The organism is Sporotomaculum syntrophicum, assembly GCF_009932395.1.
GTDB lineage: Bacteria > Bacillota > Desulfotomaculia > Desulfotomaculales > Desulfallaceae > Sporotomaculum > Sporotomaculum syntrophicum.
This window is the reverse complement of sequence record NZ_LSRS01000008.1, coordinates 110400-135257: the sequence shown is the minus strand read 5'-3', so window position 1 is coordinate 135257 and position 24858 is coordinate 110400. Positions and strand designations below refer to the sequence as shown.

Below are 24858 nucleotides of genomic sequence, written 5' to 3'. Positions count from 1 at the left end.
TGGTTAAACAGATGAATCAATGATACGATTTTAACGGTCACTCTATGTCTCTTCCAGACCTAAAAGCAACTCTTAAAGAGAAGAATCACCGAGAAATAATTGGATCATGCTGTGTTAAAACCAAAAATGGAATTCCAGTTAAAATTGTCTTCATCCAGAACCGTAATAACAAACGGGAATGGCTTGCGATACTAACGACTGATCTTGAGCTTGATGATGCTGAGATTGTGCGTATCTACGGCATGAGATGGGGCATTGAAGTATTCTTTAAAAGCGCCAAATCTCTATTTAAACTGGGCTCTGAGTTTCAGGGCAAAAGTTTTGATATGCTTATCGCTCATACGACTGTTGTTATTACCAGATATATGCTGCTCGAATGGGAACGTCGACAGAATCAAGATTTCCGTAGTTACGGAGAGCTATGGGTATGTCCATAACTTTGTGTAATTGGATTATTTAGCTATAATTTTAGGTAGGCTCATAATAGCTCTTACCTGCAGAGAGGATAGGGCAATGCTGGGGAGCAACCCAAGCGCTCTGCAGGGTTCTGCCGGAGATAGCTGAGGATATTATTCCCAGCTTTCTTCTTTTTATTGCTATTTCTGGGAGAATTAAAAGCGATAAACCCGTTTTTTATTTAGGCAATTTCCGACTGAATTCTATCCCCAAAATAGATTGCAAGTTGTGAAATACAACTCTTCCATTCCCGAATTGGCATGGTCCACTTTTTAGAGATTGATTTCGTTGCCAGGTAAATTATCTTTCTCAAAGAATCATCAGTTGGATACGCGGTTTTTGTTTTGGTTACCTTTCTCAACTGCCGGTGATATCCTTCAATTATATTGGTTGTATAGATCATCTTTCTAATCTCATAACTGTACCTATCTACTACCGAAGTGGCATATTGATATACGGAAGTGGTACTACCATTGTTAACTACAATACCTAAGGTACTTTCGCCCGCACAAGCGATATTGAGTCCAAGGGCGAACGTAATAAAAGAGCAAAAATTAATACAAATAAGTTTCTTTTTATGTTATCCTCCAAAAAAAATTTGCTTTATGTATCTCAGCATTAAACCAAACGCAATCTGGCTTGTGTTGTGTAGCACAACCTCCTTTCCATAAGGGGACATAAGTGTACAATTTTATTTTTTAATTGGCTTTGCCTAACATCAAGTTAACTATCTTCACCACATCGATTACATTGACCCCGCCATCACCGTTTACATCAGCGGCATCAAACTGTCCGTCTGATGGCGTTACTTTACCTAAGACAATGTTGACAGTCATAACAACGTCAAGCACATTAACCTGGTTATCTCCGTTAACATCTCCTTGCAACATGCCTTGATCTATAGTGAAGCTTTTTATCTCGCCACAGCCCAGTCCGGCGGAATTTTTGGCGTAGGCTTTATAATAGTAAGTACCAGGAACCAGGTTGGATAAAGTTTTACTGTAATTGCCCAGATAATCGTCGCTGCCAGTTTGAGCACTATCTCCGGTACTTTGAGTTGTTCCCCACATAAAGCCATACTCACTAACTGCTCCCCCTCCATTTGAAAGGATGCTGCCGTTTATTACAGCTGAACTTGAAGTAACGTTCGTTGCGTCATCGGTTTGCAATCTAGGCACTGTTACTACAGGCACCGGAGACCCAGTAAAATTAAGGGTGCCGGTCTGACTATCAAACTCCAAGTAAGCCGGGATAAAATTATAGTCCTGTTTGGCCGGCGTCAGCCGATATGCGCTGCTAATGATAAATCCCGTTTGTTCCCAATAACCTCCGGAATCAGTGGACACAGTATCTGGTACTTGGCCATCACCGGATACACTGGTGAATGTCATGGTCACCCCAGGGATACCGCTCTCATTGTCCTGCACCCCGGTAACCCGCCCGGATACGCTGAAAGTATTATTGCTACCCGGGTAAATCCATTGGATCCCGATTTCATCTCCGCTGTGCAAGTCCCTTTTAACCACACCGTTGCTGCAAAACCCGTACATTACTTTATCCACATCCAACGGATATCCGGACAAATTACCGTACAGATCCCGCAAACCCGCCCAGTGGCCCAGTTCATGTAAAGCTACAGTCTCAACATCCATTTGCCAGGATAATAGGCTGCTAGCTGAACTCCAGCTATAATAGTCGTTAAACTTGATGTCACATTCCAAGGGATTCCCATTAGCATACCAAGTGCTAGCTTCAGCAATTATGTATGAACTGGTGAATGTACCCCACATTATTTCGTTTGTATTATTAAAGGAACTTTGAGTAGTATTAGTTGTCCCCGCATATTCCAAGTTGAAATTGGCACCATGTACACTATTCCAGGTGTCAGCCGCATTTTTTATAGATGTCTCCTCCCCGGTGCAGTCGGAGGTATTGGGATTAACTTTATAATTAACTACCGGATTAGTACCCGGCCATTTTCTGCCCAGATAAGAAAATGGCACTGAAAAGGGATAGTCATTACTGTCCAGACCGCCGGCGGTACGGACAAAAACAGGACCGCTTCCAGCCGACGCCGGGTAACCATCTATTATTCCAACAGGCACAGTAACAATAATCTCTAAATCAGACCAAGATTGTATTTCGCCTGTAATATAATAATAACTATCACTGGTAACCATTTTATAAAAAAATCCTACTAAACCGGGAGTACTGCCAAAACCGCTGCCCCGCACTGTGACCTGGCTGTTTGTCCCTGCCGATGCGCTGCCGGGTGTAATACCGGTAATTAATGGTCCGGAGAATGTCTCTAAATTTTTATTGGACTCGAGCTCTGGGGCCGCCTGTCCGGTTAGGGATTGTCTGACCTGGGCTTTAAACTCTTCAACGGTCAGTTTGCCTACTTTTCCGTTTTTAATATTAAACTTTCCCTGGGTACCACCGTATACCCTAAAATCCTCTTTTCCCTTTTTAAGAAATACCGTTACCTTTTCACCAGCGTTAAATACGGGAGTATCCGAAACTGTTTCTATGATACCATCCACTTCCCCACCTGGGACGGTAATATTTAATTTTCCCTGTGCTAAATCGCCTTTTATGCTTTCGTCAATAGAAAGCGTGACCCTGGTGAATATATGTGCATGTCCATCGTCCCATTGACTGCTTTGCTCAACAACTTCCCCGGTAACAATGGAATCTGCTGCACTGCTCAACTCATCCATGCTCAAATTTATCATCAAAGCCTCAGATGTTCCGACAAACGCAAATGTCACAACTAACGCGGCTATCATGATCACTAGAACTCCATGTTTAAATTTAAGGTTTTTTATCAAGGTAACACTTCCTTTTAAAGAATCTATTAACTTGCGAAAGGCACCAAATGGGGGCTTCCACTGGTTAATAGTTATGCATTTAAGTTAATAATTAGCTTGGCATTCCTATAGCAAGATTAATGATGGCCACTACATAGGACACGGTTATCCGACCGTCACCAACGTTAACCAGCTTTTCGCCGTTAGCATCACCTAAAATACGGCTGATTACTTTGAAAGAGCCATTGTTAATGTTTAATTTCTGGTAACTTAGTGAATTACCATTCTTATCACTCAAGACAACATCGTTAAACTGGAAAGCGCAGGTTTGCCAGGATTGGGCTCCAGTATTCACCTGGAACTTAATTACGGCAATGTTTTCCATCAACTTTGATGTTTAATTCAAGATTTTCCTCATATGCTGCTTTCGTGACTTGATCGACACCTGTTGCTTTATTGCCGTCTAGTTCCCGATTGCATTGTGTCAGCAGTTCCTCGTTCAAGAAGTGATACAGCGATGTGAATTGCTCTTTTGGATTTTCTTTTGCAATCTCTGCTATTCTTACTAGTTTTGTTTGCACTTTTGGCCTACCCCTGCGTGTAGTAATTGTGTCCTTTGCAAGATCGGTGATATGTCACTGCCTTCCCTCTGCCGACATTACTCGGTTTCATTGGTAGTATGCAGTGATCCGACTCCCTGCCCATCATTTGACTTTCTCCCTTGTTATCGGTTGTTTGTCATACTTCCTTGCAGAAGAATGGGCAGGGTCTCCCAATTTGCTGTAAAGTCATTGTATAGCATGCCTGGCTCTTCGACCCCGGGAGAGCTCATTCATCCTCGCCTTTAACGCACGAATGAGTGTTGTCTTCCGTGATTTCGTAAACGTCGACCTCTCCAGTTTACTCTTTTCGAGGCTCAATCACTTTCAGGCCTACTACCTGGCTGTCTACGCTTAGCGTCTGGAATTACTTCCAGACGTCCAAGACTCGCTATTGGTGGCTTGGCTTTAGCTTTTCCAAGCAGGATTTCCACCTGCTAAACTTCACGACCTAGGCTTGGTCGCACCGAAATTTGAGTTATTAATATTACACTAACAACCTCACCCCTGCAATAAATAAATCGCCCAGCCGGTTCCGCTACGACATTTACACATTAACCCCACGATCATCCAGCCACTGCGCAACATAGCCGGCCACTACTTCCCAGCCCGGCTCACCGATGAGCCAGTGGGTGTAATCAAATTCCGCATAAGTAACCAGGGGTTGATACATGTCGGCCACCTGTTTAACCACTGATACCGGGGTGAGTTTATCCTGTTTACCCGCCACCACCAGCACCGGGCACTTGACCTTTCCCGGATCCACCCGGGAAGCACGCCGGGGGTCCAGGAACCAGCAGCAAATTTCCAAGGCCGCCCGGCCTGATTCATACACCAGCTGTTGGTACGCCTCTTCTTGCTTACCGGCCGGCAGCCGCTCCAGGAAGGAATACACAGCAGCCGGGTAAGCGACGCGAAAAGCTCCTCGCCGGAAGCTCACTTGTCGCAGGAGCAGCAATAAGGTTTTTACATCAGACACAGTCACAGACCATATTCCAGCCGGTGCTGCCGGCGCCAGCAACACCAGCACCCGGGCCAAGCCACGGCTGGCCAGCATTTGCGCCAACAGCCCGCCCATCGAATGCCCAAGCAGCAAAGGCGGCTCAGCCAGCTGCCTAATCTCCCCTTCCAGGTCCCTGGCGTAATCCAATAAGCTGGTGACTCCCAAACGCGGGTCAGGCTTATCCCATGAGTCCATATCGTGGTAACGCAGCACGGGTACATAGCACCGGTATCCCCTGTCTGTAAAAAACTCCTTATAATTGTCCCAGCACCAAGCCCCGCCCATCATGCCATGGATCATCACTATTGTTCCCGCCATCAAGCCACTTCCCAATTTATGACGTTGTCATTTTTTGAGACAAATAAACCGGGATCACTTCTTCAATAAAAGACATTAGCTCAAGGAACTTATTACCTATTTCTTTGCAAAAAGCCTCGGTTTCTCCCGAATGTAGATGAGTAAAACTCAAATAAGTAGCACAATCATCCGCAAATTCTAAATCGACTAATCTTATATTGTCACCCTTAATAACGATAGTCCCCTCCTGGTAACTAGCCAGATATTTATTGATATCCTCTTGATTATCGGTATAATGCATGGTTGCACCAACCAGCGGCTCGCATTGATTTTTCACAAAAGAGTTATCATAAGGTATCACATTGCTGAGTATGCCGGAGTATTTTTCTTTGTTCTGTGTATCTAAAGTCTCAATAAAATCGATAATCTCCGGTTCACTATGATATTCAGCTAAAAACTTCATAGCTGCTATATAATGGGATAAAGTAATTCTCAAATAATTGATAAACCGGCCATTTTCTACCGCAGCTTCCCTTTCGAAATGATTAAAAGCGTATTCATTGGAATACAACAAATCATTTCTTATTAAAGCCAGGTTAATAATCCAGTGAGATAAAATATCATCTGGTTTAAACACTTCAGCCGTTTTAAAACAAATTTCTTTGTACATACAGATACCTCCAATCTATTTGACGACGTACGTTGCCGCAACACAGGGGGCGATAAAGGTTAAGTGCTTTGATAAATCGCTTCATCCCTTCGGCATATTTTTCCAGAGATCTCAAGCAACATTGTTTTTGTATTATGCGAAACATATTGAAACCCTTCTTTATATGACATAAACAGGTATCATTAATATACATATTACCAAAATCCACCTCACCATCCAAACGACAAAGGCCCTGGCTCACTTACATATCTATTGCTTGAAAAATCATTGCCATTTTAGTTAAATGGGGTTTTCTTGTAATGCTTAGATTTGCTTATACCAAGCGTTTTGTAATGGCATTTTAGCCTGGCTTTTTTCTCAATTGATATAACTCGCTAAAGGCGGCACCGCCAAGTATAAACAGCGCACCAGAGAATTGTACCATTGTCAGATGTTCGTGGAGCATGACGGCCGAGAAAACCAGAGCGGATAAAGGCTCAATATAACTGCACATAGCCACTGACTGTGCCGGCAGCTGATGAATAGCAGAAAAATATAAATAGCAGGCAATCCCTGTATTAACCACCCCGATAATTAAAATAGGTAATAGATTTAGGCCGGCCAGAGAAACTCCATTGATTCCCTGGTGCAGCAGCAAGGTGTAAGGAGCAACCACAGCACTGGCCGTTACCAGTGAAACAAGGGTAATTTCCAGTCCGGTAAGCTTTTCCACTTTTTTATTGGCTATTAACATGGTGGCATATAGCACTGCGGCCATTATGCCGCACATCAGTCCCCAGGAAATACCCTCGGTTAGAAAATCATCACCGTTTACCAGCACCATACCCAGAGCAACCAGGCATATGCCGGTCATTTTGCCGGCGGTCATTTTTTCTTGGAAAATGAAAGGCGCAACTGCTATGACTATAACCGGCCCGCAATAATAGGCCAGAGTTGCCGTGCTGACACCGATTAGGCGATAGGCCTCGTAGACAAATACCCAGCTTAAGCCCAGGGAAATGCCTGAACCCAGCAGGTAAAACCATTGCTTTTTGATTTGCTTAATGTCTGGTCTCTTCCGGCCAATGATAAAAACAAGTCCCAGGAATAGGCTGCCGATAACTGTTCTTGATAATACGATTTCAGCACTGCTGAGTAGAATATAACTGGCCACTATGCCATTGGAACCAAAAATCAGCAGAGACAGGATATATTTTAAATATGCTTTAGTCATTTAGTCAATTGGCTTCCTTTCGCGGCTTAGCTCCAACACGCCTACTGTTTAGCAGCGCCTATCATATTTTAGCTAAATTCAATTTTCCCGCCCAACATCCCTTCCGTGGCCGTACATCAACCAAGCAAACGCACTTCCCCTTCAACATCATCATGAGTAAATCCGCTTTTCTATTCAACGGCTGCCGCCATCACAGTAGCCGCCGTTGTGCGGTGCAGGTGCCGCACAACGGTAAGCCGGGATGAGCAACGCCGGTGCTAAAAGAAGAAGGGATAGACGCTTCCCGGACTACCCCTTCTTTATTGTTTGTATTTTTGCTGTCAGGCCTACAATTTTAACTTTCTTACCCTCTTTGCCAATTCTTTACTTCAGTAGTGCCTTGTGGTAGGTTTTCTTCCCTTTACGTATTTTTACACTGTTTTTCAATTCTTCTAATGTAATATTATGCTCTATGGATGCAACTTTAGTATTATTAATATGTACACCGCCCTGTTGCACTAGACGCCTTGCTTCACTCTTGGAAGCCGATAAGCCACAGGCCACCAGCAAATCGATAATACCGATCCCGCCATCAGTGAGCTGTTCCCTTTTAATTTCTGTGGTCGGCATGTTGGCATCATCCGTACCGACGGCGAAAAGAGCATGGGAAGTGGTTTGGGCTTTCCGGGCTTCTTCTTCCCCGTGCACCAGCTTAGTCAGTTCATACGCCAGAATTTCCTTGGCTTCGTTAAGCTGGCTGCCTTCCCAATGGTCCATGGCATCAATTTGTTCCAGCGGCAGGAAGGTCAGCATCCGGATGCACTTGAGCACATCGTCGTCACTAACATTGCGCCAGTACTGGAAGAATTCAAAGGGTGAGGTTTTGTTGGGGTCAAGCCAAACAGCACCTTTAGCTGTCTTGCCCATCTTATTGCCTTCGGAGTTCAGCAGCAGGGTAATGGTCATGGCATAGGCGTTCTTGCCCAGTTTACGGCGAATCAGTTCGGTACCACCCAGCATATTTGACCACTGGTCATCGCCACCAAACTGCATATTGCAGCCATAATTCTGGAACAGGTAATAAAAGTCGTAGGATTGCATGATCATGTAATTCAGTTCTAAGAAGGACAGCCCCTTTTCCATTCTCTGCTTATAGCATTCGGCACGCAGCATATTATTTACAGAAAAATGGGGTCCGACATCACGAAGCATTTCAATATAATTCAGCTTGGCGAGCCAATCTGCATTATTGACCATAATCGCCTTATCTTCACCAAACTCGATGAAACGTTCCATCTGCTTTTTAAAGCAATCTATATTGTGCTGAATTTCTTCAGGAGTCAGCATAGACCTCATATCCGTCCGGCCGGAGGGATCGCCGATTAAACCTGTTCCGCCGCCAAGCAGCACAATCGGCTTGTTGCCGGCCATTTGCAAACGTTTCATCAGGCTTAATGCCATAAAATGGCCGACATGCAAAGAATCCGCAGTTGGGTCAAAGCCAATATAAAAGATTGCCTTACCGTTATTAACCAGCTCTTTTATTTCTTCTTCGTCGGTAACCTGGGCAATTAAACCACGGGCTACCAGTTCCTCATAAATTTTCATACTTACAACTCCTTTGCCCAATATTTGAAGCAAGTTCTTAATTCAGGGGGAGAGTCAAATCCCCCTGAATTTTAGAACTGCAAATGTATGACTTAGTTGGCGTTGTACTCCCACTTAAGCGGTCAGAGGACACACCTTTCCAAGAATATATCCCCCAATAATGTGGAAGACTTACGCCAAATTAGTCAGGTTATAATAAAAAGCCCCTGCTCCAAATGGAACAGAGGGCAATAATTGCGGTACCACCTCTGACTCGGGAATTCCTCACGAAAATTCCCCTCAACGAGTGCCAACACACTCACACGCTGTACCGGGCGTACCCGTCAAACCCTACTATTGAAGCAAGTTCTTAATTCAGGGGGGAGAGTCAACTCCCTCTGAATTTTAGAACTGCAAATGCATGACTTAGTTGTCGTTGTATTACCACTTAAGCGGTCAGGGGACACACCTTTTCAAGGAATGTCCCAATTAATGTGGGAGACTTACGCCAAATTAGTCATGTTAATTCAGGCAGCGGCTCCAGGATGTATTCGCCTCAGTGTATCTGCAGTCTCTCACCAACCGGCTGCTCTCTGATTGATACCAACTGACCTACTTCTTCCTATCATCGCGGTAACCGTAATTCAATTGATTCAATTTTAATTGAGGAGGCCTTAAAAGTAAAGTCACATAGTGCTACCCGGGGATATTTTGTGATGAAACTGCTGCAATCACGGTATCCTTACTTACATTACCTGGCAAAGCTGTTTTAAATAAAGAGGGGTTGCTTAATTGCCATGCTGCTGTTGCAATTCCTGCCAGCAGCCTAATCAACGCCAGTTCCAAGGCAAGCTTTACATCTTTGCTGAAAACAATTATTTGCCTACTCATCACCTTAAATATCCTCCAAATTCAGGCACAGGTTTGAACTGCAAATTTTCACTAGTATTTACCTTTTCACTCTTATAATATAAAGAAGTAAAAAGGGACATGATATCCCACGTATTCCCATAGCCGCCATCTCGATTGCGGGTTCAATGGTGCGCCCGGCAAAGGGCAGGTTATAAAACAGACGATCAAAATTTAATTTCTTTGTAAATATTTTATTTTACGACGTACAGTGATATATTATATTATAATGGTTTGTCCGGGGATTAATATTAAAACACAAATAAGGTATAAAAAAATACAGCATTTTAAATCTAATAAATAATAAAGGAGAATTAGAATGAGTAGAGTGTATAACTTTTCAGCCGGTCCCTCTATGCTACCGGAACCTGTACTTAAAAAAGCGGCGGAGGAAATGCTTGATTACAAAGGCAGTGGCATGTCCGTAATGGAAATGAGCCACCGCTCCGGCATTTATATGGAAATTCATGAAAGAGCCGAAGCCACCTTGCGGAAACTGATGAATATCCCGGATAACTATAGTGTTTTATTCCTGCAGGGCGGCGCTTCACAGCAATTTGCCATGATTCCGATGAATTTGCTGGGTCAAAACCGGAAAATTGATTTTATTCATACCGGCAATTGGACTAAAAAAGCCATTGATGAAGCCAAAGTGCAAGCAACCGTTAATATAGTGGCCTCTTCTGAGGATAAAAATTTCTCCTATATTCCGGAAGACTATCAATTTTCTCCAGATGCGGATTATGTACATATCTGCACCAACAATACCATTGAAGGGACTAAATATCCCAGTATACCCGATACAGGAAATATCCCCTTGGTTGCCGATATGTCCAGCAATATTCTGTCCGAGGAAATTGATGTCACCAAATTTGGGCTGATCTTTGCCGGCGCCCAGAAGAATCTGGGTCCTTCCGGCGTGACGGTAGTCATTATTCGCAAGGATTTGATCGGTAAGCATTCCGATCAGGTACCGGTAATTTTCCGCTACGCTACACATGACAAAGAAAAATCTCTGTACAACACGCCCCCCTGCTACAGCATCTATACGGCCGGCCTAGTGTTTGAATATGTCGAGCAATTGGGCGGTGTAAAAGCAATTGAAGCGATCAACCGGGAAAAAGCCGGTATATTATATGATTTCATTGATGAATCCAGCCTATTTTCTTCACCTGTGGACAAGCGGTATCGTTCGCTGATGAATATCCCCTTCCTTACCCAAAGCAATGATTTAAATAAGAAGTTTATTGCCGAGGCTGAAAAGGAAGGTTTGGTTACGCTGGCCGGGCACCGGTCGGTAGGCGGCATGAGGGCTAGTATTTATAATGCCATGCCGGTGGAGGGCGTTAAGAAGCTGGTTGAATTTATGAAGAAATTCGAAATGGCTAATAAGTAATATCGCAATTATAAACAGAGGAAATAACAGCAACAACTGTTATTTCCTCTGTTTCTATTTTATTGCATGTTCTGTCTTTATTAGAGAAGTTTTTCACAGGGAAAACACACGAAAAAGGTAGTACCGCCCGGACTTGTGGCATAATCGATTACTGAGTGATGACGAGCGGCAATGCTATAACAGCTGGCTAGCCCAAGCCCTGTACCATTAGCTTTAGTGCTAAAAAAGGGCTTACCCAGCATACTAAGGTTTTCATCTGCAATGCCGGTTCCCTCGTCTCCAACACTAAGCACTACATGTTGACCTGCTTGATATGTTTTTAAGGATAGGTGCCCGCCTGCCGGCATTGCTTCCAAACCATTGCGGCATAAATTGAGCACCAGTTGGATAATCTCGTCTGCATTCAATTGGAGCAGCGGGACTTCTCCAGGTTCAAAGCTGAGCTGCATATTGTTTGCATAAGCATCAGCTTGAATTATCGGATATATTTTGGCGATGAGGTCGTTTAAACTACACATTTCAGTTTCAGCCGGCTTTGTTTTAGACAGGGCTAAAAACTCCGTAATAATAGCATTTGCCCCATCTATTTCATTAATCATTAAGTCAAATTGACTTTTATATGCTTGAAATTCCTGCTTGTCCCGCATTAATTGCAGTAAACCGCGAACTGTCGTCATGGGGTTTCTAATTTCGTGAGCAATCCCTGCTGCCATTTGTCCGGTTAGTTTCAATTGATCTAAACGATACATTTCTGCTTCGTACCGTTTTTTTTCAGTTATATCAATATCCATGCATATAAATTCCTGTTTCCCTACAACCGAATGAATCGGAAAAAACGTTGAGAAAACATGTTTTTCCTCACCTTTTTGATTAATAAAAGTCCATTCAGCTTCTAAAAATGATTTCCCGGTTTGAGAAGTGGTTGCCAAAAATTCAAAAAATTTATTGGAAACTCTTTTATCCAGCTTTAAATGTTCTAATGGCTTTCCAATGACCTCTTCATTAACCCAGCCAAAAATGCTTTCTGAGGTTTTGTTGGCAAAGAGTATTTTTCCCTGCTCGTCATAACTTTGAATAGCTACGTTGGGTGTATGTTTAATAATAGTGTTCAGTCTGGCCTCGCTTTCCTGCAAAGCTATTTTTTGCGCTTCAATTAAGCGAAGCCTGGTTAATCCCATATTGGCCAATAGGTTCGCCAGCTGAAGAAAAAAACTCATAAATGATTCCGCTTTTTCTTTCGTATAGATGGGCACCTTTTTTAAGGCATCTAGATATTCTTCTTCATTATAACCATATTTTCTCGCCCGATTGCGAAATTGCTCTATGTCGGGCTCGGCAAATAAGAACTGTCCGGTATAGACTGTGGCTAAGTGTTCCCCCTCAATGTAAATGGGAGCTGCTATATCAATTAGCCCGTTGGCACAGGTATAACATACATAGGATTCAGAATTGTCCTGTTCATCATTGCTGTGTCCCTTTATATATAAGTCACTTTTTTTGCATAACAATGCAGATTCGCTATTTACTCGATGGAACTTAGCACAGATATCACGCCATCCTGCGCAAACCAAAATATTGCCGTCAACATCTAGTATAGCTGAAATAATATCTGATCCTAAATAAAAGCCTTCCATTAACTTTTGAATGGTAGGGATATCCACTAATTCAGAAAATGTATACTGCACAAAACACACCTGCCGGTAAGTAAATTATGAATGAACGCATGCAAGCATTCTACATGCAGCCACAAATTCCCTCCCACAACTCAAGATTAGCTGATATAAATAAAACCGGCGGGACGGCTATTGTAGCATTTGCCACAAACTGATGGATGCTCAACAAATATACCCCCTAGATAGTGGTTGAATTCTATCATAGGGGGTATGTTTACCGGGTTCAGGCTGCCTCCCGTCAAATAGTGCAGGACGAAAGCAGTGGCTAATGACCGCAATCACCCAAATGTTGATGCTCATGGCAAACAGAGCCGGTGGATTGCAGCGCGCCCTGCAGATATAATTCAACCGCCTCTTTAGCAACACCACGGGCGCCGACAATGACCTCAATATTCTTTTCGTTAAATATATCGATCGCCCCGGCTCCCATGCCTCCGGATATAATCACCTGAACTCCCTGGTCATTGAGGAAGTTTGGCAAAAAACCCGGCCGGTGTCCTGGGTTAGCCACCGTCTCACTCTTTAGGATTTGACCGTTCTCAGTATCAAAGATCATAAAGCCCTTACAATGTCCAAAATGCTCAGTAACCATTCCATTATCACTAGCTACAGCTATCTTCATCATTTTATCTCTCCTCCATTTACTCTAATATTTGGGCCACAGGCTCCAGCCAGGCTGCAGCATCCAACTCCTCAATTAAGCCGCGATCACAAGCATCTGCTATGGCCGGGTCAATTGGCAATTTGGCCAGTACCTTCAGGTTATGCTGTTGGGCAATTTCGTCAATGTGGCTATCGCCAAAAATCTTATATACCTTATCGTTATCCGGGCACTTAAAATAGGACATGTTCTCCACCAGGCCAATAATCGGCACATTCATAATTTCGGCCATCTTCACTGCTTTGGACACGATCATTGAAACAAGTTCCTGGGGGGAGGTGACCACGATAATGCCATCCACGGGAATGGATTGAAATACCGTGAGGGGCACATCACCGGTGCCCGGCGGCATATCAACAAACATGAAGTCTACATCCGTCCAAATGACATCTGTCCAGAACTGCTTAACGGCGCCGGAAATAATTGGCCCCCGCCAAATCACCGGTTCGGTGTCACCAGGCAGCAACAGGTTCATAGACATGATATCAATCCCGGTCTTACTTTTACTGGGGTATAAGCCCGTACCATCAGATGCAGGTGTTTCCTTGACCCCGAAGACTTTGGGAATGGAGGGGCCTGTTACGTCGGCATCAAGAACGGCTGCATGATAACCCTTTCTGCTCATAACCACTGCCAGCAAAGAGGTAACTAAGGATTTGCCAACCCCACCTTTGCCGCTGACCACAGCGATCACTTTTTTAACGTTGCTTAATTCATGTGGTTGTACGGAAAAATCTGTACTGCTGCTGCTATTTTGATCGCAAAGATCACTCATTTGATTAACTCCTTTTCGTTATTAATTATTGTTTAACGCCAGATAATCCATTGTTTTAGCATAAACATCGCTAACCGCGCGACCCGACGCGCAATCTAGGTCCACAATAGTTTGTCCATCATTAATCGCTTTTACCGCACTCGCATCAAAGGGTATTCTTCCGGCAAAAGGTATATTGTTAACTTGACAAAACTCTTCAATCCGGTTGGCATTCTCAAGGTTAGTGTCATACTTATTTATACAAACCACCGTCTTAGTTCGGAAAACGCCGGCTGTTTTTAAAATGCGCACCATATCGCTGATGCCGGATATGGAAGGTTCGGCAACAACCAGGACAAGATCAACGCCGCTGAGTGAGGCAATAACCGGACAGCCGATACCTGGAGAGCCATCAATAATGGCCAAATCAGCATCAGCTGCTACTGTTTCTTGCATCTGCTTTTTCACCTCAGTAACCAGCATCCCTGAGTTACCGCTGCCCATTTTGAGCTGAGCTGTGGAAAAAACCTTGTTCTCCTCGGTATATAACATCAATTCTCCTGCCACTGCAGGTACTGAGGATACAGCACCTTCAAGGCAAATAAATTCACAAACTCCGCAGCCTTCACAGGCATAAGGGTCCACCGTATAATCTTCGTCTACAAGAATGGCATTATACCGGCAGTATTTTCTGCACTCATCGCACCGGGTACATAATTCCGGACTTATTTCTGCTTTAGGCATGCCAAAGTATGCTGTCCGTTTAGGTTCCGAAGCTTGCCCCATGAGCAAGTGCAGGTTAGGTGCATCTACATCACAATCAGCATAGGCTTTAGCGCCGGATAATTTAATAAACGCACTGGCAATGGTTGTTTTACCCGTGCCTCCTTTACCGCTAAGAATGAGTAACTGCTTCATGTTGATGCACCTCCTTAGTTACTTTTTGCAGCAGGTCAACAAACAACTTTTGATATTTTTCACTTTCCCTAACTGCAATCCGGGCATTGGAATTTATCGTGCCCAGCTCATGGTCAAAGGGTATGCGGTCTAGAATCTTAATGCCTTTTTTGATGCAGAATTGCTCGGCAGGATTTTCTCCTTCCAGACATTTATTCAGCACCACCCCATGGGGCTTATTAAATAACTTGACCAGTTCATAAACCATATTGAGATTATGCACGCCGAACACGGTAGGCTCGGCCACAAGAATGCAATAATCCACATCCTTGATGCTCTCCATGACAATACAGGCACTGCCGGGCGGGCAGTCAATTAAAGTCAGGTTCTTGCCATCAGAAACATACTCACTGAGCAGTTTCTTGATAATCGGAACACCCGACTCAACGCCAAAGTCCAATATGCCTGTATTTACATTTATATTATCCTTAGCGCCTTTTTGTATTTTTCCGATTACCTTATCTATATCCGACAGAGCTTCTACAGGACATAACAGCACACAGCCCCCACAGCAGTGGCAAACGTCAGCAAAGATTTTCAACTTGTCATTAATGTAAGCTAAGGCATTGAACCGGCAAAAATAGGTACAGGTCCGGCAGCCCATGCAAAGCTGCTCATTTACAGCCGGAATCTTAACGGTTATTTCTTCCTCCTGGACTACTTCGGGTTTGAGAAACAGGTGCCCGTTGGGTTCTTCCACATCGCAGTCTATATAGGTGGAGTCTTTCGCCGCAGCTGCTAAATTTACCGCAACCAGTGTTTTGCCTGTGCCGCCCTTGCCACTAAGCACTGCTATCCGCATATTATTTGCCGCCTTGTCCATGAAAGCCGGGGTGAATATCTTCTAATATGGCTAGCTTGCCTTCCATGAAGGCATTGATCGTATCCATAACCGAAGCATCCCTTACGGTCTTATATATTTTGATACCGGCAGCGTTGAGGACCTCGGCGGCATTTTCACCACAAAGGGGAGTTAACACTGCCTCCGCTTTGTTGTCCACAATGCTTTGTGCTGCTTTAATCCCTGCACCACCCTGGCTGGCTGCGGCACTGTTATCAATGAATACGTTTTCTTTGGTTTCGGTGTCATAAATAAGGAAATAGGGGGTACGTCCGAAGGTCTGGTTTACGCTGGCTTCTAAATTTTGCTTATCTACAGGTATTGCTATTCTCATAATAATCCTCCGTTCCAGTTAGTCTTTGATAATTATTAATGGCATTACGCAGAGCGCTTACGGCTAGATTTGAGCAATGAACCTTGTTCTCCGGGAGACCACCCAAACCCTCAATAATATCCTCTGTGGTGATTTTTAATGCATCATCTAAGCATTTACCTTTCGCCAACTCTGAGGTTATGCTGCATGTTGCAATGGATACACAGCTGCCGGAAGCAAGATAGCTGATATCTTGAATACAATTGTCTTTTATCTTTATATAAAAGGTCAAAGCATCTTCGCAGGAGGGCTCTATATAACTTCCTACAGCATCTGCATCAAGCATACTATACGCATTCTGAGGCCACAGACAATGCATAAGTACTCGATCGGAATAAATCATTAATCACCTCTATCCTCTTTACCCATCAAGCCTTTACCGCATCTATTTCTGCGACAGCCACCGCCGCCGCAGCCTTTGCCATAGCTGTCACAAAGCCGGTATTCGCCGCCCTCGATCAGCAGCACTTTTCCATTTACCAAAGATTGGGCAACTTTTCTTCTGGCCTCAGTATAAATACCTTGTACAGTTGTGCGGGCTATGTTCATTTGACCGGCACACTCTTCCTGGGTAAAGCCCTCCAGGTCAATAAGCCTGATGGTCTCGTATTCGTCAACCGTCATCTTGAGAAAATGCTCGGTATTAGCCGGTTTATTCAGTGGCCCAAATCGGTTGTTTTCCGGCAGGCAACAGACCTTTCTCCATTTCCTAGGCCTAGGCATAATCTTTCACCTCAATCTTCCAGAGAAATAGCCAGAGCGTCCTCCGGCTACTTTATAGCTTATATAATAGCTTTTATAAATTTTCCAGCTGCCGGTCAATAACTTCCAGCCGCCTTTGCAACGCAGCTTTTTGTTCTTGCAACAGCTCTTTTGGTGTAGAGGCAGCCTGGTCTATTTTATTATATCTGCCAACCCACTGCCCGGAGCCGCGCCTGCGTCTAAGTGCTAATCCCAATCCCAGGCCTACAACGGATTGAGCTACATTAGCTAAACTACAAGGCCCTGCACCTCTACCAGACATTGGTCCCTGTCCCATCGGGCCGGTTCCATCTCCTCTTGGCATATGACTCACCTCCTTGTGGTTTATGACATATGTCTTTTATATTTCTTATTATACAACGTTTATCACATATGTCAATAACTACTCTTGGTTTTTATTTGACAAAAGCTCATTATAATTACATCATAAAATTAATTGACTGCCCGTCGAAAGATATTCAATATTTTCTCCCAGCATAGCCTTTAGCAGTTTATATGATTCAATTCCTGTACAATGACAGGTATAACATTTAGCTTTTGTCTCCATTAGATATTTGCCAATTTCACCAACAACATCAGGCTGCTCATCCTGAAGATGAAAACCACCAATAATATAATCCGGTGTAGAATTTTTTTCTTTGCGAAAATGTTCAATGATATTTACAATACCATTGTGAGCACAACCGGTTACCAGCACATTTTTACCATCTTCATTTAAAATCAGATTTTGTTCATGCGCAAAATCATCCAGCATAAAGGATTCTCCAGCCTTGCTAAGCAAGTACCTGTTGCCTGATGGTCTTAGCCGTTCACCTAATACATTAGAGAACAATTCAAGTTCTTCATCTATGTACATCCGGTCTTGCATAAACACCAGGCGCTCATGCGTCAATAGTGTTTCATCTAATCCAATATCCTTCTTTTCTCCAGCTGCTATGTTTAAATAGTGCTTTTCAAAAGCTTTTTGGTGCAAGTAAACTTTGGCTTTATTGTTTATGTTCAAAAAAGTTTTAAGACCGCCTCCATGATCATAATGGCCATGAGAAATTATCGCCAGCTCTACCTCTGCTAAATTTACCTTCATTTTTGCTGCATTTTCACTAAAGAGAGCACCGGCTCCGGTATCAAATAAAATTTTATGATGTTTTGTTTCGATAAATAGACTCAATCCATGCTCGCTTCCCAAATCTTCAATATTCGATATGTTTTCTGCTAATGTTTTAATGATCATATTTGTTTCCACCAATCTTTGTTGAATCCGGAGTTAAATCGAATGTTAATCCAAGCTTTGCAAAGGCCTGTTTCGGCGATACCTCGTTGGTTACACTAACTCGATATTAGCATCGGAAAATACATAATGTGGGCCTTTACTTTCGAAGCCATTTTTAACCAGTACAAAATCAACCATGTTTTTTACTATTAATTCTGCAGCTAGAATACCTTTGCCTTTTTGAATATTTGCATAAGGATTGGTGAGTATCTCAGTTTTGCTGGCAGTTTCTGTTCCTGATTTAAATGTAACCAGCATAAAACAAGGCGCCTCTCCAAAATGTGGACTGATCGATGTTTTATCCTCTGTCAATGGCAAAACATAAATAATTTCTTCTTTCTGCAACGGTTCATAATGAATTTGGACCTGGTCAATATTCTTGATTTCCTCTTTGGTAATTCGCTCAACTCTTTCTGCAATAAAATGAGCTCTATCCAAATTGTGAGTCTTCAATACAATATCAGCTTCGATAAATTTATATCGTCCAGAATTACGACCTGTTAAAGTTTTGAGTTTAATAATCTGGGGTGTATCCAAAATTATTTTCTCAACTTTGCTTAGAGTTTCGTAATCTACAGAAGCATCTAATAACACCCTAATTCCATCCATTAATATCTGAATACCTGTCTTAACAATAAATATGACTACAATCAAAGCTGCTATTTTGTCAAAATGAAAACCAAATAGGCTAGCAACAACTACTAACAAAACAATTAAATTACTTAACACATCAATGCGAATATGAGATGAATCGGCCAAGAGAATTGGTGAATTAATTTTATGTCCAATTTTTCTTTCATAATTCGAAAACCAGAAAGTGAGAAACGTTGCAATTAATAAGCTAAATATAGCAAATCCTGAATTTCTCAGTTCAGTTAGGTCAGTATTTATAACATCTAAAATAATTTCATAGCCCGTATAGAGAATAACTAAAGAAATAATTACAGACATTAAATTCTCAATTTTATAAAGTCCGTAAGGAAATGATTTGGTTTTACGTTTGGCTATTTTTAGTCCTGTAAAAACAGTTAAAGATGCAACAAAGTCCGCCAAAGTGTGAAAAGCTTCTGCTTTCAATGCAATGCTGCCGGTAGCGGATGCAGATACATACTTAATTCCAAATATAACGAGATTCATGGCAATCGCAAGAAGTGCAGTCCTTTCGCCTTCCTCCATTCCATTCACTTCCTTTAATTGCAGAATCATCTTTCCATGTGCTCCGCACTAAAAATCAGCCCCCACGGGGGAACATATTTGGTAACACAGGCTAATGCACGGCAGCCCGTGCAAAGCCGCTCATCTACAATTGGAATCTTAATGGTTAAGCATCCTCCGTTCTATTAGCCTTAAAATAATTATTGATTGCATTTCGCAAAGCGCTTACGCCCAAGTTCGAGCAATGCATCTTGTTTTCCGGAAGACCATCCAAAGCCTCTATAACATCCTCTTCAGTGATTTTTAGCGCCTCATCTATACTCTTGCCTTTTGCCAACACTGACGTCATGCTGGATGTTGCAATAGATGCAACACAACCAAATACAAGATAGCTGATCTCTTGAATATAATTGTCTTTAATTTTCAGATAAAAGGTTAGAGCATCTCCGCAGGATGGGTCTCCAAAGCTTCCTTCGGCATCGGCATCGGGCATATTATAAGCATTTTGAGGGCACATAAAATGTTCAAGTACTTTAACAGAATAAATCATCATACACCTCCATGGTTCTTATTTTCTCCATCTATCAGTCGCGATTCCACCCCATCTGGCCAGTTACATTTTACTCATGACACATGGCTCATCGCCTTGTGGTTTGTGACATATGTCTTTTTTGTGTTTTATTATACAATCTTTGCGGCATATGTCAATAACTATTTTAAGTTCTTTAGGGCGATTGGCTGGATTACTGACCTGCTGCCACTTTAAAAAGTTGGCCAGTACCAGCACAGCTTATGCCGCAGGCTGCCACGGTCGACAAGCGTTTCCGACTTCAGTGCGGGATGTATTACGGATGGGGCGTTTGGTGGTGGAGTGGGGGGAAAGTTTACTGCATCGCTACAGCAGTGAAGACCTGGACAATGTCCAGGTCTTCACTGCTGCGACTGAAAACTCATACATGACCGAACGGCAGATCGGCCGGTTATCCGGCGGAGGTTCATTCTAAGATACCCAGTATGCACACTTGTAAGCGCATTAATTAAGAGGTAACCATTATCCTGGTCACCCAAGATATCCTGATAAACAGTTCCTGCCTTAAAACTATCATATTAATTTATCAGTAAACGGTAAATGCGAAATAGGTTATGATACAAACACCTAAAACAATACGGTACCAGCCGAAGGCTTTAAAGTCGTTGTTTTTGATATACCCCATCAAAAACTTAATAGCTAGCACGGACACCACGAAAGCCACGACCATTCCGGTCAATAAAATACTGGCTTCCAAAACAGTAAAATTAAAGCCGAATTTAAACAGTTTTAAAGCACTGGCCCCGAACATTACAGGGATAGATAAGAAGAAGGAATACTCTGCCGCAATATGACGGGAAGTACCCAGTAATATAGCACCTAAGATGGTGGCTCCCGAACGTGACGTTCCGGGAATTAAGGACAACACCTGGAACATCCCGATAATAAAGGCAGTTTTGTACGTCAACTCGTTGAAGGTCTGAATCTTGAAATGGCGTCCTTGATTTCGGTTTTCGATGATAATAAAAAGAATCCCATAGACAATCAACATAACCGCAACTGTTATGTAATTGTAAAAGTGATCATTCAACCAATCATCAAACAAAAAACCTAACACTGCGGCAGGCAAAACCCCAACTAGTACTTTATACCAAATCGCCATAGTATCCCGCTTCTCCTCCTGGGACTTTTTTGGAGAATAGGGATTCAATTTGTGTGCATACAGCAGTACGACAGCCATAATGGCCCCCAGTTGAATAACCACAAAAAATGTCTCCTTGAAGGCTGCTGAAGCTTCTAATTGGATGAATTCCTCTACTAAAATCATATGACCGGTACTGCTGATCGGTAGCCATTCGGTAATTCCTTCCACCACGCCTAAAAAGACTGCTTTGAGAAGTTCCATAAAAAACATTAAATTACCTCAATCCTGTTCATTATTCCACAGTTATTATTTATCGAGTGAGCCAAGCCGCCTTAGATTAGCAAAACCACAATTAGTCAAGAATTGGAGGCTGTCCCTATGCCCGGTTTGAGCCTTGGAAACAGCCTCAACATACTTCTCCAGTCACTTCTGCTGCAACGTTCATCATTCAACTAAAATAACATAAATTATGGCTGTTGACAATAATTTAAGCTCTTGATGACATATTGCAGGGGACACGCTTATCTGGGAAAGGTGATATTAAATGGTGATTAAGGTGTTGGAACCGGCGGCGTTGAAGACAAGGAGCCTGGCTACTTTGGACTAGACTAAATTACCCACGCAACAATTTTCATAAATAAAACCGTACCTCAATACAATGATAGAGAATGAATTACCGATGGGAGGTATACTAAATGGCCAATGCACAAGAAAAAGGGTGTGTTACTCCCGCTCTTTACAGGTGCGCCTACCCGGCTCCTTACCCGGAAATACGGGTGGCAAGGCAAAACCCCGCTTATGGCCGGCTGCTGCTGGAGGATTATGCCGGGGTGGTCAGTGAAACTAGTGCGATTATGCAATACAATTATCACCACTTTGTACTGGAAAATCAGTACAGTGAAGTGGCTGATCTGCTGGGGTGCGTATCCCTTGTGGAGATGCATCATCAGGAAATGCTGGCGGAAACTATTATGATGCTCGGGGTAGATCCCCGTTACCGGGTATTTACTTATACCAACGAGGAAAAATACTGGGACGCCTCATATATATTTTACGGTAACGATTTATGTGACCGGATCGCCATGGATATCGGCAGCGAATGGGCGGCTGTTACCAACTACCGCGTACACCAGTGCATGATCGATGACCCGTATTTAAAAGAATTGCTGGAGAGAATCATCCTGGACGAATTGCACCACATCACTCTCTTTAACCAGGTTATGCAGAAATATTGCCAACCGCAATTGCCACACCGAGATACCTCCAAGACGGCGCCGGACCCGCCAGATCAGCCCCCCAAATAGTCGTCCATCCCCGGCAAATGACGCAACGAAAAAAGAACGCCAATTAAGGCAATCTGACGGGAGTCACTATCAGCTCTTGGATACGCAATGCTTGCTGTTTAATTAACTATTAAGGTTAAATATCCTTCAGAGATTAGCCCAACTTCTGTTGTAAAAGCACGGCCTGGTGCCTTCAGGCATTATTTTTATTAGCCTTATATCGACGGCCCTTACCCCTGACCAGAGCCACGCTCAACAACAGCAGCGGCAGCCCCACTTCAAAAACCAGCAGCATAAAGGGCACCTGAACGTGTACAATATAATATAACATGTCTGTGATATTTTGCCCGTGCAGAAATTTGGCAAAGGTCACCAGAAGCACCCCCACCGGCAGTACCAGGGGACGATAATCCCTGAGACCCAGGCACTGGGCGCTGCCAAGCACGGCAGCATAATAAAACACCCCGATTTTGACAATGCCCCCGAGAACCCAGAACACGACAACAACAGACTCCAACCGTTCCAGGAAATTGGCGATGGAGATGATACGGATAACGTTGTAAATAGGGAACATCCAGTTAGACGTGTAGTTTGGGCCGAAAATTAATATAGCCTCCAGTACGCTCACTGTTAATAAAACCCCGCTGAGTAATACGGACAGCATAGCGACCCGCCGGGCACCCTGAGGCTTGTTCAGGTAGGGGATGAGCATAGCCAAGAGAACAATTTCCCCCAGCCACATGGACGGCGCAACGCTGCTTTTTAAAACCGGCAGTAAAAAGCCTGCGTCAAAAACCGGCAACAAATTAGCCGGTTGCATATCCAGTGTGGATAACATAAACACAATCACAAGTAAGCCTGTGACGGGTATGAATAACCAGTTAAAGCGGCATAGCACCTCCAGGCCGTTGCGAACCGCATAAGCCGCCACGGTAACCACGCTAATAGAAAAAACCACCATCGGGGTTTCGGGCATCAGGACAGACACCAAAAAATAGCTAAACTCCCGGACAGCCCCAGAGCCGGCATACAAAAAAAATAGCCAGATATAGCTAAGGCAAACAATCTTGCCCAGTACCTTGCCCAGGACATCTTCCGCGTATTCACACAGCGTCTTACCCGGAAAGCGCTGGCTCAGGCTAACCACCAGCCAGGCAATGGCCAACCCCAGCAAAGTAGCCGTCAGCAACGACAGCCAGGCGTCCTGCCTGGCGCCACTAACCACAACAGCGGGCACGACTAAAATGGCCGTGGGCAGTATCAGGCTGAGCATTAAAGCTATGGCCTGCCTGCCCTCGATTTTACCCTGTTCGAGCATCCAGCTCACCTCTTAATCTTTCTGTCGGGATAATAACAAGGATGTTTCAAGCCTGGTCTCTGCCATTTTTGTAGCGGGTCTGTTTAGCTCAGCCCGGTTACAAATTGGTTCCAGGGGCAGAAACCATGCCTATTGGTTATTGTTTACTGGGGTGGCTCTTCTTATGCAGGACAGGGAATTTATACCTGGCTGATAGAAAAGTAAATTATCAATAAATTAACGAAGCAACAAGCAGCTTAAATGTGCAACACCACCTCAAGTGCAGGTAGCGTCCTTTCCCAGGGCTTTTCCCTGCCCTCTTTTGCTTAATCAACCGGCTCCTTTTTTTCCCATTGGAACTGCTTCCTGGCCGGCTCCAGGTCCGGCATCAAGGGCCTGGACTGCTCTATTTCAGTCAGACACTCCGCAAAATACCCGGTCAGTCGGTAATAGCCCCAGGTAACCGCCGGATACCAGATTAAAAAAGGGATTATTGAGTCGAGGATGTCATGCGTTAAATATAAAACACCAAGCTTTGCCAGCGTCTGGCAAAAAGCTATGCTGGCCAGTATCGCTACCGTTACGTAGACATAAACCAAAGGTTTTCTTTCCGGTAGGAAATAGAAATACATGATAAAAAATATTGCCCAGGCGATGGGGGCTAGAAAGTGTATGCCCAGTAAGCCAAACGGCTCATAATTTCTATAACCGAATTCTCCCAAAGCATCTGTCACCACTACCAGCACAATGTCAAAGACCGCCCCGAAAATAATCCCATAAATGGCCAAGCGGCGAATTATCTCTTTAGGCACGGTGGCAATTAAAATTAAAGCTAAGACGGCGGTGTAGATAAAAGGAATTAATTTAACCGGCATATTCATTGCTCCTAGCTTTGGTTTTTATTATTTATACCCGGGCTTACTTTTTTTATCCTCTGCTTAGCTACTTGGGGTTTGGGCAGGAAAGCAATACCCTGTAGGGCATAAAAAACTGGCAGCAGCGGGTTACCGCTGCCTACCAGCAACAATTAATGACACATATTCGCCAGGGTGGCCACGCCGCATCAGCCTTTACCCAAGGCGCCATGCCATCATAAAGCCCGGTTCACTACCCGGTCAGCGCCCTTTCGACCATAATCATGGCATGTAACTGTTCATGAACGCCATGCCCGATGACACTTGACTAATAGACCATCCTGCACGGCTTCAGCAAATATTTCATCGGCCATGACAAACAAGAC

At 43.6% G+C, this 24858-nt stretch carries 26 protein-coding genes and 2 pseudogenes; 4 read left to right on the top strand and 24 right to left on the bottom strand.

Features of this window, described 5'->3' with window-relative positions; genetic code table 11:
- Nucleotides 1-23 precede the first annotated feature (23 nt).
- Nucleotides 24-425 (top strand): annotated as a pseudogene (locus SPSYN_RS14350) (IS4 family transposase); the annotation flags it as partial.
- 212 nt (nt 426-637) lie between these two features.
- On the opposite strand, the pseudogene SPSYN_RS14345 reads toward SPSYN_RS14350, so the two are convergent.
- The 9 genes and pseudogenes from SPSYN_RS14345 to SPSYN_RS14305 all read right to left on the bottom strand — a co-directional run.
- Nucleotides 638-883, bottom strand: a pseudogene (locus SPSYN_RS14345) (transposase); the annotation flags it as partial.
- Between the two features lie 271 nt (nt 884-1154).
- The gene (locus SPSYN_RS14340; protein WP_161823175.1) at nt 1155-3287 is read right to left on the bottom strand and encodes a dockerin type I domain-containing protein; all 2133 of its coding nucleotides are present in this window, start codon (nt 3285-3287) and stop codon (nt 1155-1157) included.
- Nucleotides 3288-3378: 91 nt separating this feature from the next.
- Nucleotides 3379-3651: a hypothetical protein gene (locus tag SPSYN_RS14335; protein WP_161823174.1), complete on the bottom strand. Its 273-nt coding sequence runs from the start codon at nt 3649-3651 to the stop codon at nt 3379-3381.
- The gene (locus tag SPSYN_RS14330; RefSeq protein ID WP_202623849.1) at nt 3629-3847 is read right to left on the bottom strand and encodes a hypothetical protein; all 219 of its coding nucleotides are present in this window, start codon (nt 3845-3847) and stop codon (nt 3629-3631) included. Before SPSYN_RS14330 ends, SPSYN_RS14335 begins: the two co-directional genes overlap by 23 nt.
- 565 nt (nt 3848-4412) lie before the next feature.
- Nucleotides 4413-5186: an alpha/beta hydrolase gene (locus SPSYN_RS14325; RefSeq protein ID WP_161823173.1), complete on the bottom strand. Its 774-nt coding sequence runs from the start codon at nt 5184-5186 to the stop codon at nt 4413-4415.
- Between the two features lie 16 nt (nt 5187-5202).
- Nucleotides 5203-5835, bottom strand: a complete 633-nt coding sequence (locus SPSYN_RS14320) for a hypothetical protein (protein WP_161823172.1) — start codon at nt 5833-5835, stop codon at nt 5203-5205.
- A 340-nt stretch (nt 5836-6175) separates the two neighbouring features.
- Entirely contained in the window at nt 6176-7048 is an 873-nt protein-coding gene (locus SPSYN_RS14315) for a DMT family transporter (RefSeq protein ID WP_161823171.1), read from the bottom strand.
- A 363-nt stretch (nt 7049-7411) separates the two neighbouring features.
- Nucleotides 7412-8635, bottom strand: coding sequence for a tyrosine--tRNA ligase (gene tyrS / locus SPSYN_RS14310; RefSeq protein WP_161823170.1), 1224 nt, complete (start codon nt 8633-8635; stop codon nt 7412-7414).
- 675 nt (nt 8636-9310) lie between these two features.
- Nucleotides 9311-9508: a hypothetical protein gene (locus SPSYN_RS14305; protein ID WP_207708560.1), complete on the bottom strand. Its 198-nt coding sequence runs from the start codon at nt 9506-9508 to the stop codon at nt 9311-9313.
- A 334-nt stretch (nt 9509-9842) separates the two neighbouring features.
- Here SPSYN_RS14305 and serC point away from each other — a divergent pair, with 334 nt between their 5' ends.
- Nucleotides 9843-10919, top strand: coding sequence for a 3-phosphoserine/phosphohydroxythreonine transaminase (serC, locus tag SPSYN_RS14300; protein ID WP_161823168.1), 1077 nt, complete (start codon nt 9843-9845; stop codon nt 10917-10919).
- Between the two features lie 80 nt (nt 10920-10999).
- On the opposite strand, the gene SPSYN_RS14295 is transcribed toward serC, so the two are convergent.
- The 12 genes from SPSYN_RS14295 to SPSYN_RS14240 all read right to left on the bottom strand — a co-directional run bounded on the left by SPSYN_RS14295 (nt 11000) and on the right by SPSYN_RS14240 (nt 19918).
- Nucleotides 11000-12604, bottom strand: a complete 1605-nt coding sequence (locus SPSYN_RS14295) for a PocR ligand-binding domain-containing protein (protein WP_161823167.1) — start codon at nt 12602-12604, stop codon at nt 11000-11002.
- A 253-nt stretch (nt 12605-12857) separates the two neighbouring features.
- Entirely contained in the window at nt 12858-13217 is a 360-nt protein-coding gene (locus SPSYN_RS14290; RefSeq protein ID WP_161823166.1) for a NifB/NifX family molybdenum-iron cluster-binding protein, read from the bottom strand.
- Between the two features lie 16 nt (nt 13218-13233).
- Complete coding sequence (locus tag SPSYN_RS14285) at nt 13234-14028, bottom strand: Mrp/NBP35 family ATP-binding protein (protein WP_161823165.1); 795 nt, start codon at nt 14026-14028, stop codon at nt 13234-13236.
- A gap of 21 nt (nt 14029-14049) precedes the next feature.
- Nucleotides 14050-14925: an ATP-binding protein gene (locus SPSYN_RS14280; protein WP_161823164.1), complete on the bottom strand. Its 876-nt coding sequence runs from the start codon at nt 14923-14925 to the stop codon at nt 14050-14052.
- Nucleotides 14903-15766 carry a nucleotide-binding protein gene (locus SPSYN_RS14275; RefSeq protein WP_161823163.1) on the bottom strand — a complete coding sequence of 288 codons (864 nt, stop codon included), beginning with the start codon at nt 15764-15766 and terminating at the stop codon, nt 14903-14905. Before SPSYN_RS14275 ends, SPSYN_RS14280 begins: the two co-directional genes overlap by 23 nt.
- Before the next feature lies 1 nt (nt 15767).
- Entirely contained in the window at nt 15768-16139 is a 372-nt protein-coding gene (locus SPSYN_RS14270; protein ID WP_161823162.1) for a NifB/NifX family molybdenum-iron cluster-binding protein, read from the bottom strand.
- The gene (locus SPSYN_RS14265; RefSeq protein WP_161823161.1) at nt 16114-16521 is read right to left on the bottom strand and encodes an iron-sulfur cluster assembly scaffold protein; all 408 of its coding nucleotides are present in this window, start codon (nt 16519-16521) and stop codon (nt 16114-16116) included. The genes SPSYN_RS14270 and SPSYN_RS14265 overlap by 26 nt, the downstream gene beginning before the upstream one ends.
- A complete protein-coding gene (locus SPSYN_RS14260) occupies nt 16521-16901 on the bottom strand; it encodes a DUF134 domain-containing protein (protein ID WP_161823160.1) in 381 nt (126 codons plus the stop codon). Before SPSYN_RS14260 ends, SPSYN_RS14265 begins: the two co-directional genes overlap by 1 nt.
- A 73-nt stretch (nt 16902-16974) precedes the next feature.
- Complete coding sequence (locus SPSYN_RS14255; RefSeq protein ID WP_161823159.1) at nt 16975-17244, bottom strand: DUF5320 domain-containing protein; 270 nt, start codon at nt 17242-17244, stop codon at nt 16975-16977.
- Nucleotides 17245-17364: 120 nt separating this feature from the next.
- Entirely contained in the window at nt 17365-18171 is an 807-nt protein-coding gene (locus SPSYN_RS14250) for an MBL fold metallo-hydrolase (protein WP_161823158.1), read from the bottom strand.
- A 90-nt stretch (nt 18172-18261) separates the two neighbouring features.
- Entirely contained in the window at nt 18262-19386 is a 1125-nt protein-coding gene (locus SPSYN_RS14245; RefSeq protein ID WP_161823157.1) for a cation diffusion facilitator family transporter, read from the bottom strand.
- 145 nt (nt 19387-19531) lie between these two features.
- A complete protein-coding gene (locus SPSYN_RS14240; RefSeq protein ID WP_161823156.1) occupies nt 19532-19918 on the bottom strand; it encodes an iron-sulfur cluster assembly scaffold protein in 387 nt (128 codons plus the stop codon).
- A 181-nt stretch (nt 19919-20099) separates the two neighbouring features.
- Between SPSYN_RS14240 and SPSYN_RS14235 the strand changes: the two genes are divergently transcribed.
- Nucleotides 20100-20369 (top strand): P-loop NTPase family protein, encoded by a 270-nt coding sequence (locus SPSYN_RS14235; protein WP_161823155.1) that lies wholly within the window; start codon nt 20100-20102, stop codon nt 20367-20369.
- A 111-nt stretch (nt 20370-20480) separates the two neighbouring features.
- On the opposite strand, the gene SPSYN_RS14230 is transcribed toward SPSYN_RS14235, so the two are convergent.
- The gene (locus tag SPSYN_RS14230; RefSeq protein WP_161823154.1) at nt 20481-21308 is read right to left on the bottom strand and encodes an undecaprenyl-diphosphate phosphatase; all 828 of its coding nucleotides are present in this window, start codon (nt 21306-21308) and stop codon (nt 20481-20483) included.
- 425 nt (nt 21309-21733) lie between these two features.
- Between SPSYN_RS14230 and SPSYN_RS14225 the strand changes: the two genes are divergently transcribed.
- Complete coding sequence (locus SPSYN_RS14225) at nt 21734-22342, top strand: ferritin-like domain-containing protein (RefSeq protein ID WP_161823153.1); 609 nt, start codon at nt 21734-21736, stop codon at nt 22340-22342.
- A gap of 172 nt (nt 22343-22514) precedes the next feature.
- On the opposite strand, the gene SPSYN_RS14220 is transcribed toward SPSYN_RS14225, so the two are convergent.
- Both SPSYN_RS14220 and SPSYN_RS14215 read right to left on the bottom strand, forming a co-directional pair.
- Complete coding sequence (locus SPSYN_RS14220; RefSeq protein WP_161823152.1) at nt 22515-23639, bottom strand: GerAB/ArcD/ProY family transporter; 1125 nt, start codon at nt 23637-23639, stop codon at nt 22515-22517.
- A 305-nt stretch (nt 23640-23944) separates the two neighbouring features.
- Nucleotides 23945-24493 carry a hypothetical protein gene (locus SPSYN_RS14215; protein WP_202623848.1) on the bottom strand — a complete coding sequence of 183 codons (549 nt, stop codon included), beginning with the start codon at nt 24491-24493 and terminating at the stop codon, nt 23945-23947.
- Nucleotides 24494-24858: the final 365 nt, after the last annotated feature.